Annotated in this window: 16 protein-coding genes; 14 read left to right on the forward strand and 2 right to left on the reverse strand. The window is 33.8% G+C overall.

The window, feature by feature from the left end; genetic code table 11:
- The first annotated feature begins 99 nt into the window (after positions 1–99).
- The 3 genes from PQ463_RS17305 (at position 100) to PQ463_RS17315 (ending at position 2989) form a co-directional block, all read left to right on the forward strand.
- The gene (locus tag PQ463_RS17305; RefSeq protein WP_274254742.1) at positions 100–1233 is read left to right on the forward strand and encodes an OmpA family protein; all 1134 of its coding nucleotides are present in this window, start codon (positions 100–102) and stop codon (positions 1231–1233) included.
- 190 nt (positions 1234–1423) lie between these two features.
- Complete coding sequence (locus tag PQ463_RS17310; protein ID WP_008465537.1) at positions 1424–1942, forward strand: ferritin; 519 nt, start codon at positions 1424–1426, stop codon at positions 1940–1942.
- A gap of 354 nt (positions 1943–2296) precedes the next feature.
- Positions 2297–2989, forward strand: coding sequence for a DUF2461 domain-containing protein (locus PQ463_RS17315; protein WP_274254743.1), 693 nt, complete (start codon positions 2297–2299; stop codon positions 2987–2989).
- A gap of 134 nt (positions 2990–3123) precedes the next feature.
- Here the strand turns inward: PQ463_RS17315 and PQ463_RS17320 are convergent, their stop codons facing one another.
- Positions 3124–3456, reverse strand: a complete 333-nt coding sequence (locus tag PQ463_RS17320) for a single-stranded DNA-binding protein (RefSeq protein WP_274254744.1) — start codon at positions 3454–3456, stop codon at positions 3124–3126.
- A gap of 177 nt (positions 3457–3633) precedes the next feature.
- Here PQ463_RS17320 and PQ463_RS17325 point away from each other — a divergent pair, with 177 nt between their 5' ends.
- Genes PQ463_RS17325 through PQ463_RS17340 form a run of 4 tightly spaced genes read left to right on the forward strand, consistent with a single transcriptional unit; the run spans position 3634 to position 8357 of the window.
- Complete coding sequence (locus PQ463_RS17325; protein ID WP_274254745.1) at positions 3634–5160, forward strand: bifunctional GNAT family N-acetyltransferase/carbon-nitrogen hydrolase family protein; 1527 nt, start codon at positions 3634–3636, stop codon at positions 5158–5160.
- Positions 5160–5507, forward strand: a complete 348-nt coding sequence (locus PQ463_RS17330; protein ID WP_008465546.1) for a hypothetical protein — start codon at positions 5160–5162, stop codon at positions 5505–5507. Before PQ463_RS17325 ends, PQ463_RS17330 begins: the two co-directional genes overlap by 1 nt.
- 15 nt (positions 5508–5522) lie before the next feature.
- A complete protein-coding gene (locus tag PQ463_RS17335) occupies positions 5523–7916 on the forward strand; it encodes a M28 family peptidase (protein ID WP_274254746.1) in 2394 nt (797 codons plus the stop codon).
- 21 nt (positions 7917–7937) lie between these two features.
- Positions 7938–8357: an SRPBCC family protein gene (locus tag PQ463_RS17340; protein ID WP_274254747.1), complete on the forward strand. Its 420-nt coding sequence runs from the start codon at positions 7938–7940 to the stop codon at positions 8355–8357.
- Between the two features lie 126 nt (positions 8358–8483).
- Here PQ463_RS17340 and PQ463_RS17345 read toward each other — a convergent pair whose 3' ends face one another.
- The gene (locus tag PQ463_RS17345; protein ID WP_274254748.1) at positions 8484–8879 is read right to left on the reverse strand and encodes a rhodanese-like domain-containing protein; all 396 of its coding nucleotides are present in this window, start codon (positions 8877–8879) and stop codon (positions 8484–8486) included.
- Between the two features lie 147 nt (positions 8880–9026).
- Here PQ463_RS17345 and PQ463_RS17350 point away from each other — a divergent pair, with 147 nt between their 5' ends.
- The 7 genes from PQ463_RS17350 (at position 9027) to PQ463_RS17380 (ending at position 15566) form a co-directional block, all read left to right on the forward strand.
- Positions 9027–9929, forward strand: a complete 903-nt coding sequence (locus PQ463_RS17350; protein WP_274254749.1) for a LysR family transcriptional regulator — start codon at positions 9027–9029, stop codon at positions 9927–9929.
- Positions 9914–10363: a GNAT family N-acetyltransferase gene (locus tag PQ463_RS17355; RefSeq protein WP_274254750.1), complete on the forward strand. Its 450-nt coding sequence runs from the start codon at positions 9914–9916 to the stop codon at positions 10361–10363. Before PQ463_RS17350 ends, PQ463_RS17355 begins: the two co-directional genes overlap by 16 nt.
- A 235-nt stretch (positions 10364–10598) precedes the next feature.
- Positions 10599–11414: an SDR family oxidoreductase gene (locus PQ463_RS17360; protein ID WP_274254751.1), complete on the forward strand. Its 816-nt coding sequence runs from the start codon at positions 10599–10601 to the stop codon at positions 11412–11414.
- Between the two features lie 125 nt (positions 11415–11539).
- Positions 11540–12115: a hypothetical protein gene (locus tag PQ463_RS17365; RefSeq protein ID WP_274254752.1), complete on the forward strand. Its 576-nt coding sequence runs from the start codon at positions 11540–11542 to the stop codon at positions 12113–12115.
- A gap of 98 nt (positions 12116–12213) precedes the next feature.
- Positions 12214–14082 carry a DUF2207 domain-containing protein gene (locus PQ463_RS17370; protein ID WP_274254753.1) on the forward strand — a complete coding sequence of 623 codons (1869 nt, stop codon included), beginning with the start codon at positions 12214–12216 and terminating at the stop codon, positions 14080–14082.
- Positions 14083–14174: 92 nt separating this feature from the next.
- Positions 14175–14651: a methylated-DNA--[protein]-cysteine S-methyltransferase gene (locus PQ463_RS17375; protein WP_274254754.1), complete on the forward strand. Its 477-nt coding sequence runs from the start codon at positions 14175–14177 to the stop codon at positions 14649–14651.
- A 201-nt stretch (positions 14652–14852) separates the two neighbouring features.
- Positions 14853–15566, forward strand: a complete 714-nt coding sequence (locus tag PQ463_RS17380; protein WP_274254755.1) for a 3'-5' exonuclease — start codon at positions 14853–14855, stop codon at positions 15564–15566.
- The last annotated feature ends 77 nt before the right edge of the window (positions 15567–15643 follow it).

Below are 15643 nucleotides of genomic sequence, written 5' to 3' on the forward strand. Positions count from 1 at the left end.
TTTAGGCTATTGTCTTATTTTAATACTTTTTTGACTTTTAAGGAAAGTTTTTACCTACAATTTGTCGTTGTTTTGAACCAAATTTAAAATCAAAAAATAATGAAAAAAATTGTAATGACTCTTGCATTTGCCCTAGCGTTAACTGGAGTACATGCTCAAACAGAAAGCAATAACAATTTTAATAAATGGTCTATTGATTTAGGTGCTGGTTTTAACAAACCGCAACGACCATTTAATAGTGGTTATACGACTAACACTGCAAGTCCATGGACTGGAGATTTAGGAGTGCGCTATATGTTTAACAACAAGTTTGGTTTGAAGGCAGACTTTGGGTACAACAGTTTTGATCCAAAAGGAAACTCTATCGATTTTGATTCAAGATACTATAGAGTAGATTTACAAGCTGTTGCCAACTTAGGACGAATCATGAATTTCGAAACTTGGACTAAGACTATTGGTTTATTAGGACATGCTGGTTTTGGTTATGGTCAACTAAGAAGTGATAATTTTAAAGGAGCAGACGAAGTAGGTAACTTTATTGCTGGTGTAACTGGACAGATAAGATTATCAGACAGAATCGCTTTAACTGGAGATTTCTCAACTATTCTAAATGCATCACAAGATCATACTTTTAATGGAGTATATGTTGCTGAAAACAGAGGTTTTTCTGGATTGATTTTTAACGGAACTGTTGGTTTAAACATTTACTTAGGTAAAAATGCAAAACATGCAGACTGGACAGTAATGTCAAGTGATGGTAACAATGCTGACATTTCTGCTTTAGAAAGCAAAGTAGCTGATCTTGAAACACAAATCAAAAACAGACCTACGCAAAAAGAAGTAGTTGTCGAAAAACAAGTAGGAACACAACCAAGTGATAATGAATTAATCAAAAGAATGATTAATGACAAGTATTACAGTGTGTATTTTGATTTCAACAAAACAACTCCAATAGAGAACTCAACTGCTGCGATTGATGTGGTTTTAAACTATTTAAGAAGAAACCCTTCTGCTTCTCTTGACCTTGTAGGTTATGCTGACCAAGTTGGAAAAGCGGAGTACAATGAAAAACTATCTAACACTAGAGCAACAAACGTAAAAACAATTTTTGAAAAAGCTGGAATTGCTTCTTCTCGTTTAAATGTTGTGGCAAATGGTGCAGATACATCAATCCAAAAAGATTCTGAAGAAGCTAGAAGATTAGCTAGAAGAGTTACTTTTATTGTAAAATAATTTCTTTTTAAGACTTGATTAAAAGTCCTTAAGATTTTTTCTTAAGGGCTTTTTTCGTTTAAAAAATAATTCTATAAATGGTCGGCTTAGCAAAATTTTATTAAGAACTAATCCATAAGTCTAATGTTTTAGAGGTTTCTCAAAAGTCTAATGAATAATTTTTCTTAATTTTACCAAAAAGACACTTATTATGTTAGCAAAAAATATCGAATCGGCCTTAAATAAGCAAATCCGCATAGAAGCAGAATCTTCGCAAACTTATCTTTCTATGGCTTGTTGGGCTGAAGTACAAGGATTAGAGGGAATTTCTCAATTTATGTACACACAGTCAGACGAAGAGCGTGCACACATGCTTAAATTGGTTAAGTATGTAAACGAACGCGGAGGACATGCTCAAGTAACAGATCTTAAAGCACCAAAAACAACTTACACCACTTTCAAAGAAATGTTTGAAGAGCTTTATAATCACGAACTTTTTGTTTCAAAATCTATCAACGAATTAGTGCACATTACTTTTGAAGAAAGAGATTATGCAACACACAATTTCTTACAATGGTACGTTTCTGAACAAATTGAAGAAGAAGCTACAGCTAAATCTATCTTGGATAAAATCAACTTGATTGGAGATGATAAAGGCGGACTTTATTTGTTTGATCGTGATATTCAGCAATTAACCGTTACAAGTTCAATCGCAATCAATCCTAAATAAAAAAAGTTAAAGTTTATTTAGAATATTTAAAAATAACTTTTTTGGTTTATATTTGTCTCTGTTTTTAAAATTCAGAGGAAAAAGTGAGCAAGAAAGAAAAAGACAAGGACAAAAAAAAGGATAAAAAGAAAAAGAAAAACAAAGATATCCTTGATAAAATTAAGAAGATTGAGAACTGTAAATCTTCTTGTTGCGAGAAATATAAAAAGAGCGAAAAGAAACGCTGCTCCCGCTGTCCTATGTTTGACTTATTCAAAAAAACTGCTTAACGCGATATAGAAAAACCCATCAGATTTCTCTGGTGGGTTTTTTAGTTTTAAATTGCAGTCTATTTTTCGATTTTTAAATTCAATTATGGAAAACACTATTACAATTCCCAAATCTAGTCTTGATTTTTTAGCTGAGCTGAAAATGAACAACAATAAACCATGGTTTGAAGAACATAAACCGCAATATTTAATAGAACTCAATCATATTGAAAACTTTGCAGGTGCTTTACTCAAGGAACTTTCCAAAACTGATGTTTTAGAAAATGCTTCGGGCAAAAAAAGTGTTTACAGAATTTATCGCGACATTCGATTTTCTAAAGACAAAACTCCTTTCAAAACATTTTGGGGCGGAAGCTATACACGAGCAACTGCAGCAAGACGAGGCGGTTACTACTTTCATCTGGAAAAAGGGAACAGTTTTTTCGCTGGTGGATTCTGGGGACCAAATGCCACAGATTTAAAAAGAATAAGAACCGAATTTGCCCACGATCCAGAGACTTTTCAAGAAATATTGAATTCTGAATCTTTCAAAAGCAATTTTGGCACTTTGCAAGGAGAGCAGCTCAAAACAAAGCCAAAAGGTTTTGATGTTGATCATCCTGCTATTGACTTGCTTCGTTTCAAACAATTTTTGGTCATAAAACGTTTTACGGACGAAGAAGTATTAAGTCCGCAATTTTTAGAACTGGCTCTTGATGCTTTTAAAAACATGAGACCGTTCTTTGATTACATGAGCGAAGTTCTTACTACTGATGCAAATGGTGTTTCAATTTTATAAAAACAATATACCGATGAGATTTTCCTAACGGAATATTATTCTTTATAACAAACCCGACAGGTTTTTGAAACCTGTCGGGTTTAACTTGAGCTTCGAGATAAAACCTGTGGGATTTAACTATTCTCAGAAAAGTATTATTTACTCAACAATAAAATTTCATTTACAACCACTTCAGTTATATAGCGTTTTTCGCCGTTTTTATCATCGTAGCTTCTATGAGTTAGCTTTCCTTCAACGGCAATTTCTTTTCCTTTCACTACAAACTTTTCTATAATTTCTGCTGTTTTTCCCCAAGCTGTTATGCGATGCCATTCGGTTTGCTCTACTTTTTCGCCTTTATCATTTCTGTAAATCTCATTTGTTGCGATTGTTAGATGAGCAACTTTTCTACCGCTTTCTAATGTTTTAATTTCTGGGTCATTACCAACATTCCCAATTAACTGTACTTTGTTTCTAATTGCACTCATGGCGTATACTATTTTAATGTTACTATTCATTTGAATCGTTTATCGAATTCAACACTGCAAAGATGAGAAACTCCAACACTGACAGTCGGTTGTTAACTATTTACTATCGACTGTAACTATTTGTAAGCGTTTGTAAATGGAAATTGTTTTTTGTATATTTGAGATAAATCTTACGATATGCAGGCAAAAATCAAAAAAGTAGAGTTAAGAAACCTTGAAATTGAGGACTATAGACAATTAAAGAAATCAATGATTGAATCGTATCCAGAAATGGCCGATTCGTATTGGGGATCTGATGATATAGAAAGACTGCTTTCTATTTTTCCAGAAGGCCAGCTTGTGATTTTGGTTGATGGAAAAGTGGTCGGCTCTGCCCTATCTCTTATTGTCGATGAAAAACTGGTAGAAAAAAGACATAATTATCAGCAGATTAGTGGTAACTACACCTTCTCTACTCATAATCCAAATGCAGAAATTTTATACGGAATAGATGTTTTTATTCACCCTAATTATAGAGGTTTACGTTTAGGACGCCGATTATACGATGCTAGAAAAGAACTTTGCGAACAGCTAAATTTAAAAGCAATTGTTTTTGCTGGAAGAATTCCGAACTACAGAGAACACGCCAAAAAACTGTCTCCAAAAGCATATATAGAAAAAGTGCGAAACAAAGAATTATACGATCCTGTTCTTTCTTTTCAGCTGAGCAATGATTTTCACGTATTGAGAGTCATCAAAAATTATTTGGAAGGCGACGAAGAATCAAAAGAATTTGCGGTTTTATTAGAATGGAATAATATATACTATGATGATAGTCCGAAACTGATTAATTTGAAGAAAGAAATTATACGTTTGGGATTGATTCAATGGCAGATGCGTCCGCTTAATAATGTCGAAGCCCTTTTTGAACAAGCCGAATTTTTTATTGATGCCGTTTCGGGTTATGGCTCTGATTTTGCTCTTTTTCCGGAATTATTTATTGCGCCTTTAATGGCCGATTATAATCATTTATCTGAAGCTGAAGCCATTCGAGAATTGGCACGCCACTCTGATCCAATTCGCAAGCGTTTCCAGGAATTTGCCATTTCATACAACATCAATATTATTACGGGAAGTATGCCTTATTTGGAAGGCGGGAATCTTTACAATGTTGGTTTCTTATGCAAAAGAGACGGAACTTCAGAAATGTATACCAAAATTCATATCACGCCAAACGAAGTTATACATTGGGGAATGAAAGGCGGATCTCAATTTAAAACCTTTGATACTGATTGTGGTAAAATTGGAATTCTAATTTGCTATGATGTCGAGTTTCCAGAACTTTCGAGGCTTCTGGCAGATGAAGGAATGGATATTTTGTTTGTGCCATTTTTGACCGATACACAAAATGGTTACACTCGTGTAAAACATTGTTCGCAAGCCCGTGCCATCGAAAATGAGTGTTATGTAGCCATAGCAGGTTGCGTTGGAAATCTTCCGAAAGTAAACAATATGGATATTCAATATGCGCAAGCTTCTGTATTTACGCCATCTGATTTTGCTTTTCCAAGTAACGGAATCAAAGCTGAGGCTACTCCAAACACAGAAATGACGCTTATTGTGGATGTCGATTTAACCTTACTAAAGGAACTTCATGAACATGGAAGTGTAAAAACATTAAAAGACAGAAGATCTGACCTTTACGAAATTAAAAAATTGAATTAATGAAAACATGCCTCGAATGCTCAGCCAAAATTTTCGGCCGAGAAGACAAGAAATTCTGCTCAGACAGCTGTCGAAATGCCTACAATAATAAAATAAATAAAGATAGTACGAATTTCATGCGAAATATAAACAACAAGTTACGCAAAAATTACCGTATTTTGGCAGAGTTAAATGTAGACGGAAAATCGAAAGCTTCTCGAGACAAATTATTAACAAAAGGCTTTGATTTTGAGTTCTTTACAAACATTTTACAGACCAAGACAGGAAATACATATTATTTCTTGTACGATCAAGGTTATCGTTCCTTGGACAATGATTATTTTATGCTTGTTAAAAAAGAAATATAGTTAGTATTATTCACCATGAGAAAAAACCCCACCTCAATTCTAGCCATAGTCTGCGTTCTCGCTTTACTTGGCATTATATACGCCACGATGATGCCGCAAGGAATCTCTAAGGACGATGAAGCGCTTGCTGAATTTTCGACCGAAAGAGCTTTTAACCAAGTTGAGATTATAGCACAGAAACCACACTATGTAGGATCTACCAATCACGAACTTGTTGCAAATTATCTTAAACTAGAATTAAACAGAATCGGATTAGAGACGAGTGTTCAGGAAGGTTTTACTCTAAATGATAAAGGTCTTTTGGTAAAGTCAAAAAATATTTTGGCCCGCATTAAAGGAACAAATAATACAAAAGCACTTTTACTTCTTTCTCATTACGACAGTGCACCACATTCTTTCTCAAAAGGTGCAAGCGACGATGCTTCTGGAGTCGCAACAATTTTAGAAGGTGTACGTGCCTTTTTATACTCAAAACAGCCTCAAAAAAACGATATTATCATATTATTCTCTGATGCAGAAGAATTAGGATTAAACGGAGCTGCTTTATTTGTAAACCAACACCCTTGGGCAAAAGACGTTGGTTTGGTTTTAAATTTTGAAGCAAGAGGAACTTCTGGACCAAGCTATATGCTGATGGAAACCAATAAAGGAAATCAGGCTTTGGTTGAGGAATTTACTAAAGCAAAACCTTCTCATCCTGTTTCAAATTCTTTGATGTACAGCATCTACAAAATGCTTCCAAATGATACCGATCTGACTGTTTTTAGAGAGCAAGGAAATATTCAAGGATTCAATTTTGCTTTCATTGATGGCCATTTTAACTATCACACACAGCAAGACGATATTCAGCATTTAAACAAAACTACATTAGCGCACCAGGGCACTTACATTATGCCTTTGCTAAAATACTTTACAAACATTGATTTAAATCAAACAGAATCTACAGAAGATAATGTTTATTTCAGTGCACCTTTTTCATTCATTAGTTACCCGTTTACTTGGGTAATGCCAATGACACTTATTGCTTTTGGATTATTGGTTTTGTTCATTTTTGTCGGAAGAGTAAAAAGAATTATCACTTTCACAGAAATCTTCAAAGGGTTTGTTCCACTTTTAGGATCTATTATAATTGCTGGATTGGTTACATTTTTGGGATGGAAGCTTATCCTTGAAATTTATCCACAGTACTCTGATCTTCTAAACGGATTTACTTATAATGGACATGCCTATATTGGTGCTTTTGTTACATTGAGCATTGCTATCTGTTTTGCTTTCTACCATCATTTCTCTGAAGCAAAAACTACTATGAACCATTTTGTGGCTCCTTTGCTGCTTTGGATTATCATTAACGCATTTTTAGCCAATAGCTTAACAGGTGCAGGTTTCTTAATTATTCCTGTTTATTTCGGAATATTGTTATTTGGAATATTTGTCTTCACGCAACATTACAGTTTAGGAATGAATTTAATATTCTCTATTCCTGCTCTGGCCATTGTTGCGCCTTTTATCGTAATGTTCCCAATTGGTCTTGGGCTTAAAATATTATACGGAAGTGCTATTTTGACTGTTTTATTATTCGGATTATTACTTCCGATATTTGGCGCTTTCGCTAAAAAAGGAGTTTGGATTGTAGTGTTTTTTATTACTTCAATTTCATTTTTCGCTTACGCAGGATATAATTCGGGTTACGAATATGGTAAAGCCAAATCGAACAGCTTACTATACGTTTACAATGCCGACAACAATTCTGCTGTCTGGACGACTTACGACACTAATTTAGACGATTGGACTAAATCGTATTTAGGCGAAAAAAATCAAAAAGCTGTTGGTTTAAACACACTTCCTCTTTCAAGCAAATACAATACTACTTTTACATACAGCGCTATTGCACCTGTTATTGATGTTCAGAAACCTACAATTCAGTTTTTGAGAGATAGCGTTATTGGAAATAATAGATACTTAAAAATCAAAATTACTCCAAACAGAAAAGTAAACCGCTACGATATCTATGCAAATCCAAAAATGACCTTCTATAATTTTAAAGCAAACGGAGTATCGACTTCTGGCGAAAAAGGAAATCGTCTGGAAAGAGCAGACAGCAAAATTTTATGTTATTATGTTGTAGGCAACGAGCCACTTGAAATGGAATTTTACATCAACAAATCGACTGTTTTTGATATGGATTTAATTGAAAGTTCTTTCGATTTAATGAGCAATCCATTATTAAATGTTAAACCAAGAGAAAATTGGATGATGCCAACTCCATTTGTATTAAACGATGCTGTTCTGATTCAGCAGAAGATCAAACGATATACACCGCCCGTAAAACCGATTGAACCTGTTGTTCCTGTAGATAGCTTAGCTGTTCCAAAAGACAGCATCAAACCTGTTACACAACCGCAACCTTAATCAAAGCTAAAAACTAATACTATGGCAACAAATATTTCTACAATCGTTTTGAATGCCCAAGTTGAAAAAGTCTGGAGTGTACTGACAAAACCAGAATTAGTCAAACAGTGGCAATATGGAAGTGATTTAATTACTGATTGGAAAATCGGCAATGAAATAAGATTTAGGAATGAATGGGAAGGCCAAGTTTTTGAGCAATGGGGAACAGTTTTAGAAGTTGTCCAAAATCAGAAAATCAAATATTCTTTGTTTTTTCCAAGACCAGGATTAGAAGATAAACCTGAGAATTATTTCATAATGAATTATGTTCTAACGGAAGAAAATCAGAAAACAAAACTCGAAATAATTCAGGAGGATAATCGTCCTGGAGCAGTTCAAGAGAAACCGCAAGGAGAAGAAAATCCAATTCTGCAGGCATTAAAAACCATAGTAGAATCTTAAAAATCTAGGTTCAAAGAAGCAAAGGTACAGAGGTACAAAGATTAAAAAAAGCACTATTTTATAGTGCTTTTTGCTTTTTAGATATGTTGAAAAACCTTTGAACCTATGTTCCTTTACACCAAAAAATTAGCAGGCGCATTCTATTTTTAAGCCTTGTTTCACACTTTTTGTGCCTTCAGTTGCAAAACCATCAATTTTCCACCATTCTAGACCACCAATCAATTCTTTTACTTTAAATCCAAGTTTTGTCATATTCAAAGCGCCTTTTGTTGAAGCATTGCAGCCAATTCCGGTGCAATACGTCACATACAACACCTCTTTGTCTAAATGTTTGGTCGTTTCTTCATTCATTTCGCGATGCGGAATATTGATAGCATTTGGAATATGTTCTTCTTCATAACCAAAAGCTCTTCTAGCATCGATTACAATAATTTTTTCACCATCGTTTAATGCTTCAAACAAATCTGAAGGATCCATTTCATAAGCTAACTTGTTTTCGTAATGTTTAATTTGTGCTTCCATTTTGATTGTGTTTTATTGATTTTGTTTTCCAAAAGTAGCAGATGATTTCATACCATAAAAACGAAAAGAATTCATAAAAAGCATTACTTTTTTTCATACAAAAGCCAATCTAAAATTTTGTTTCTTTGTGTATTAATTCGTCAAAAAATGGAAATACGCCACTTAAAATTGATAAAAGCAATCGTAGAAGAAGGAAGCATCACGAAAGCGATCGATAAACTTCATTTGACACAATCTGCTTTGAGTCATCAGCTCAAAGAGGCCGAATATCAATTGGGTACTGCTATTTTTTTGAGAGTCAATAAAAAATTGGTTCTCACAAAAGCGGGCGAAAAAGTTTATGGCGTAGCCAATGAAATCCTTACTAAACTTGCTGAAACTGAAACACAGATCAAACAAATGGTTTTTGGCGAATCTGGCGAAATCAGGATAAGTACCGAATGTTTCTCGAGTTATCACTGGCTTCCTTCGGTTTTAAAACAATTTCATCTCTTATATCCCAATGTAGAATTAAAAATAGTAGCCGAAGCAACACATATTCCGTTGCAGAAATTATTAGAGAATACCATAGATATTGCCATTGTAAGCGATACCATTAAAGACAATCATATAAAATACACCGAACTTTTTCAAGACGAAATGGTAATGGTCGTTTCTGAAAATCATTCTTGGGCCGATAAAAAATATGTAATTGCTGAGGATTTCATCAGCGAACATTTAATTATCCATTCGCTTCCGTTGGAAACCGTTACCATTCATCAGTTTCTTTTGGCTCCAGCCAAAGTAAATCCGAAAAAGATAACTCCGATGCCTTTAACGGAAGCTTCTCTAGAAATGGTAAAAGCAGATATGGGTGTTATGTCAATGGCAAAATGGGCACTGCAACCACATTTAAAAAATAACCCAATTAAAGCAGTAAAAATTGGAAAGAGTGGTTTGAAACGAAAACACTTTATTGCAACGCGTGCCAACGAAAATTACCCCGATTATTTTCATCATTTTATTAGTTTTTTACAAAACGAAATCAATTTACAATGGAATATTCAATAAGAAACTGCAAAATAACCGATTTACCCAAACTCATTGTTTTACTTCAAAAACATGCTGAATTTGAAAAGGCCGAATTTTCTCCCAAAGGAAAAGAAGAAGGTTTGAAAAACGCTTTATTTAGCCAAAATCCTAAATTATTCTGCCTGGTTGTTGCCACAGAAGAAACTATTGTTGGTTACGCATCTTATACTTTTGATTTTTCTACTTGGAACGCACAAACATTTCTCTATATGGATTGCCTATTTTTAGAAGAAGAAACAAGAGGTTTAGGAATTGGCGAAAAATTAATAGAAAAGCTAAAAGAAATCGGAACCGAAAATAACTGCGTCAATATTCAATGGCAAACACCCGAATTTAATACAAGAGCTATTAAATTCTATAACAGAATGGGTGCAAAAGGAAAAGACAAAGTGAGATTTACGTTAACTTTGTAAAAATTTAATCTCGCAAAGTCGCTAAGACGCAAAGTTTTTGATTCAAGAAGATTAGTTGCCTCCAGCTTTAGCTGGAGATTTTATAAGGTGATTAGCGAGGCTTTAGCCTAAAAGTGGATTTCGGCTAAAGCCAATTTAAAGCAACTCATAATTTCATCCAGCTAAAGCTGGACACAATTCAACAAAAACCTTTGAACCTCTGCCGCTTTGTTCCTTTGAACCTTAAAAGAGAAAAATGACAAAAATAAGTATACTCGGCTGTGGTTGGTTAGGACTTCCTTTAGCAAAAAACTTAACAGCAAAAGGCCATTCAGTAAACGGATCAACAACTTCAGAAAACAAACTTTCTATTTTGAAAGATGCGGGAATAAATCCTTTTTTAGTGACTATCGAAAGCGAAAATGTTTCTGAAAACATTACTGCTTTTTTAGCAGAAAGCGAAATCTTAATAATAGACATTCCGCCAAAATTGAGAACAGTCGATTCAAGTTCGGAGAAGAAAATTTTTGTCGAAAAAATCGAAAACCTAATTCCGTTTATAGAAAAATCGACGGTTAAAAAGGTGCTTTTTGTAAGTTCAACTTCTGTTTACGGAGATGACAATGGTCTTGTAACAGAAGAAACCATTCCAAATCCAGACACCGAGAGTGGCAAACAATTAGTTTTAGCCGAAAATCTTCTCCTTGAAAATCAAAATTTCGAAAGTACAATTTTACGATTTGGCGGATTAATTGGAGAAGATCGTCATCCTGTAAAATTTCTTGCCGGAAAAGAAAACCTAGAAAATCCAGATGCTCCAATAAATTTAATTCATCAGAAAGACTGCACTGGCATTATTGAAGCCATCATAAACCAGTCAAAATGGAATGAGACTTTTAATGCTGTTGCTCCTTATCATCCAACACGAGAAAAATATTATACTTCTAAAGCTGTTGAAATGGATTTGGTTTTACCGAAATTCAGTTCTGAAAAATCAAACATTCAAAAAGTAATCTCAAGCGAAAAGATTGAAAATCATCTGAATTATAAATTCGCTTTAGAAAACTATTAACCCATTTTAAAATTAAACCATTCATTGTAAGTCCTGTTAAGCTTAAAACAACATAATTATGTCTTTTTTGGGCTGTTAAAGATTGATTCTTAAAATAGTTTTGCAAAAATTTTAAAGCAAACGCTATGTCAATAGAACACAAATCATTTTTGTTTAACACGTCTGCCTTCACAAAAGAATTATCAGAAATCATTCTTACTGCCGGAGAAACAGATAACGAAGAATTGCTAATTTCTTTCATAAACCAAAATTTGGATCATCTAAAATCACCTTATTCAGGAGAAGAACTTACATCTGAATGGGTCGAAGAATTAGAAACCGAAGATATTCAAGAATTAGCAGATTTTGCAATGACAAAATATTATAATCCTGATGAAGAATTGGGGTTGTCTTATGTTTGGGAATCATTATTAGAATTATTCGATGACCTCGATTTGAAATATAACCGTGAATATTACATATTAGGGGAATCGCTAAATTTTAAAAACTTTATCCTAGATCCAAACAAAATGGGACTTGGTTTTGTAAATTCTGAACATGTTACTGATATTCATAGAGAACTCGTAAGTTTAAAAGAAAATTTTGAAGAAATCTGCGAAACCGAAAACTTTGATGAAAAAATCATAAATGTATATGAAGAGCTAATTATGATTTACCAGGACGCAAAAGAATCAAATTGTGGACTATTAATGACTTTCTAATCGTTTGCTTAAAAAATTAAAGTCTTTAAAAAAATATCAAGCTAAAAAATTAAATAAAAACACTATTTTTCCTTCATAAAAAATAAGTGTTTTCCCAGATGAAAAAATTCAGGTTTCTATTTTCAATCAGTATTTTACTGTTTACTTTTTTCCAAAGTTACTCCCAAAACGATTCTATTCCCGAGGAAGCAGAAAAAATAAAACAATTTCACGCCGATATCGTTGTTAAGGAAAATGGAAATCTAATTGTTACCGAAACTATTAAAGTTTATGCTAATGGCACACAAATACAGCGAGGCATCTTTAGGGAACTTCCCATAAAGAGCACTTCTCCAAAAGCGTCCCAAAACAATTACTACACGGTTTTAAGTGTTACCCGAAACGGCTTTAATGAGCCATATCGCGCGTCTTCGGGATTTGAAAAATTTAAAATCTATATTGGTGACAAAAAATATCCTATTGCAAAAGGAAATCACACTTACAAAATAACTTACGAAGTAGAAGCCCAATTGCATTCTTACAACGACTTTGATGAAGTTTACTGGAACGTAACGGGTAATTATTGGGATTTTGAAATTGACAATGTTACAGCAAAACTGATCTTACCAAAATCTGCAAAAGCATTCCAAACAGCTTGTTATACTGGCGTTTTGGGTTCGAAAGCGCACGAATGCGATTCAAAAATTATAGATAACACTGTCTATTTCACTTCCAAAAATCTAAAAAAAGAAGAAGGTTTTACTATTGCCGCAGGTTTTCCTAAAAGCATTGTTAATCAGCCGTTTTTTAGGCCTCACTATAAAATGGAAGAATTTTTAGACGCTGATAAAATAGGGTTTGCAATTGCTGTTGTTTTTGCATGCTTCGCATTTTACTATTTTTCATGGAAGAGATATGGCAAAGATCCAAAGTTAAAAAGCGAACGCAGAACTATTGATTTAAAAAGCCTCTATTCGCCAACGTCTTTACAACACATACTCGATCAAAGCATTAATTCTCAAACGCTTTTAGTTACCATAATCAGCCTTTCTTTAAAAGGCGCTCTCGAAATTTCAGATAATGGAAAAGAAACTTGGGCAGATGATTTTAAATATTCGCTTAAAATTGGAAATAAAACAGAAGGTCTTTCCAAAGAAGAAAATGCAGTTCTAAATACTTTATTTAGCGAAAAAGATTCTTTTGAATTAGATAAAGAAACGTACAAGATCTTTAACGAAGCAAAAATAGCACTTGAAAAACCATTGCAAAAGCAGTATAATTTAGAAGATTATCATTCTATTAATTTTAAACAAATGTCAATTGGTTTTATAATTACAATTGGTGCTTTATTGGGCTATTGCCAATATTCAAAAGGTACTATTTATTGGGCTGTTATTTTCGGATTTACAATGCTCGTATTTACTTATTTATTGCTTAAAGGCGCTGTACAAACATTTGTTCAAAAAGATTATAAATCAACTGCTTTTTGTCTTTTCTTATCCCTATTTACAGGCTTTCTTTCTTCTAGCTGGTATCTTGCGAGCAATGTTGACAAAAGTTATTCGGTTCTAACTTTGCTAGTGCTTTTTTTAATAATTATCGGATTTAGCATCTATTTAAGTCTAATAGGCGCTTATACAGAACTTGGACTTGAAACAAAAACTGAAATCGAAAAGCTGAAAGAATATCTATTAAATTATAAACCAGAAGAAAGTTCCGCAATTAGTGTTTACGAAGAAAATCTACCTTATGCCTTTGCATTAGGAATTGAAGATGAATGGAATCTAAAATTTATTGATATTCTTAAAAAACTAAATTATACCAATAAATGGATTAAAACAGATAGTAGCAACTATGTTTCTTCTCCAGCGTTTTTCATGAGTTTTCGCACCTCGTACACTACTTATTCGACATCTTCCAGCAGCGGAAGCTCTGGTGGAGGCAGCTCTGGAGGAGGAGGCGGTGGCGGAGGAGGCGGTGGCTGGTAAAATCCTTCTCAGATTTAACTTATATAATTTATCGATTTAAAAAAACTTTGCGAACTTAGCGATAAACTTTTGCGCCCTTGCGGTTAAAAATTATGGAAACAGTTTTCATCAATTCGCCTTTAGGAATCACCAAAATCATTGGAGACGAAAATGGTATTGCCGTAATTTCTGTTTCTGATGTTGGCACGAATGAAGTTTCTAAGGAAATTCCAGAAGTTTTGCAAGATGCCGTTTTGCAACTAAACGAATATTTTGAAGGCAAAAGAACCGATTTTGACTTAACACTGAATCCACAAGGAACCGAATTTCAGCAGAAAGTCTGGAAATCACTTCTGGAAATTCCGTACGGAAAAACGGTAAGCTACATGGATCAGACCAAAAAACTCGGAGATGTAAAAGCAATTCGTGCTGTAGCCTCAGCAAATGGCAAAAATCCGCTTTGGATTGTAGTTCCTTGTCATCGCGTTATTGGCACAAACGGATCTTTGACCGGTTACGCTGGCGGATTATCACGCAAAAAATGGCTTTTAGAACATGAAAGTCCGTCTTTACAGCAAAGTTTGTTTTAGTATTTTTTTGCCACGAATTTCACGAATTACGCTAATTTTTTTTCCCTTTGATCTTTTTATTTTTAAATCTCAATATTTAAAATAAGAAAATTCACTCAATTAAACATTTCGTCATTTATAAAAAATCAAATTTGCGTATATTTATATCGGCAAAAAATTAGTGCAATTCTTGAAATTCGTGGCAGACACATAGCAAAAAATATGATTGAAAAAATTAATCTCAACAATATTCTCTTTCTAGATATTGAAACCGTTCCCGAAGAAGAAAACTTCAATTCGCTTGACGCGGAAATGCAATCGCTTTGGGATTTGAAAACACAATACCAGCGAAAAGACGAGTTTTCTCCAGAAGAATTTTACGAACGAGCAGGAATTTGGGCCGAATTCGGAAAGATAATCTGCATTTCGGTTGGTTTTTTTACCATCAAAGGCGATGTGCGCAATTTTAGAGTGACTTCATTTTTTGGTGAAGAAAAGAAAATTCTAAAAGACTTTTCTAATCTAGTCAACAATCATTTTAATCAACCTCAACATTTGATGTGCGGACATAATTCAAAAGAATTTGACATTCCGTTCATTGCCCGAAGAATGATCATCAATCAGATGCCAATTCCAGACAAACTGAATTTATTTGGTAAAAAACCTTGGGAAATTCCGCATTTAGATACTTTAGAATTATGGAAGTTTGGCGATTATAAACATTATACATCTTTAAAATTGCTAACCAAGATTCTCGGCGTTCCATCGCCAAAAGGCGATATTGACGGAAGCCAGGTAGCTCATGTCTATTATGTCGAAAAAGATATTGACCGAATCATTACCTATTGCGAAAAAGATACAATTGCTGTAGCTCAGATTTTCTTGCGTTTACGTCGGGAAGATTTATTGATTGAAGATGAGATTATTCATGTATAACTTCTTTAGATGCTAAGGTTCTGAGTTACTAAGATTCTAAGATTCTTTTGCATGAACTTATATAACTTATATGGTTT

This window comes from Flavobacterium sp. KACC 22763, assembly GCF_028736155.1.
Lineage (GTDB): Bacteria > Bacteroidota > Bacteroidia > Flavobacteriales > Flavobacteriaceae > Flavobacterium.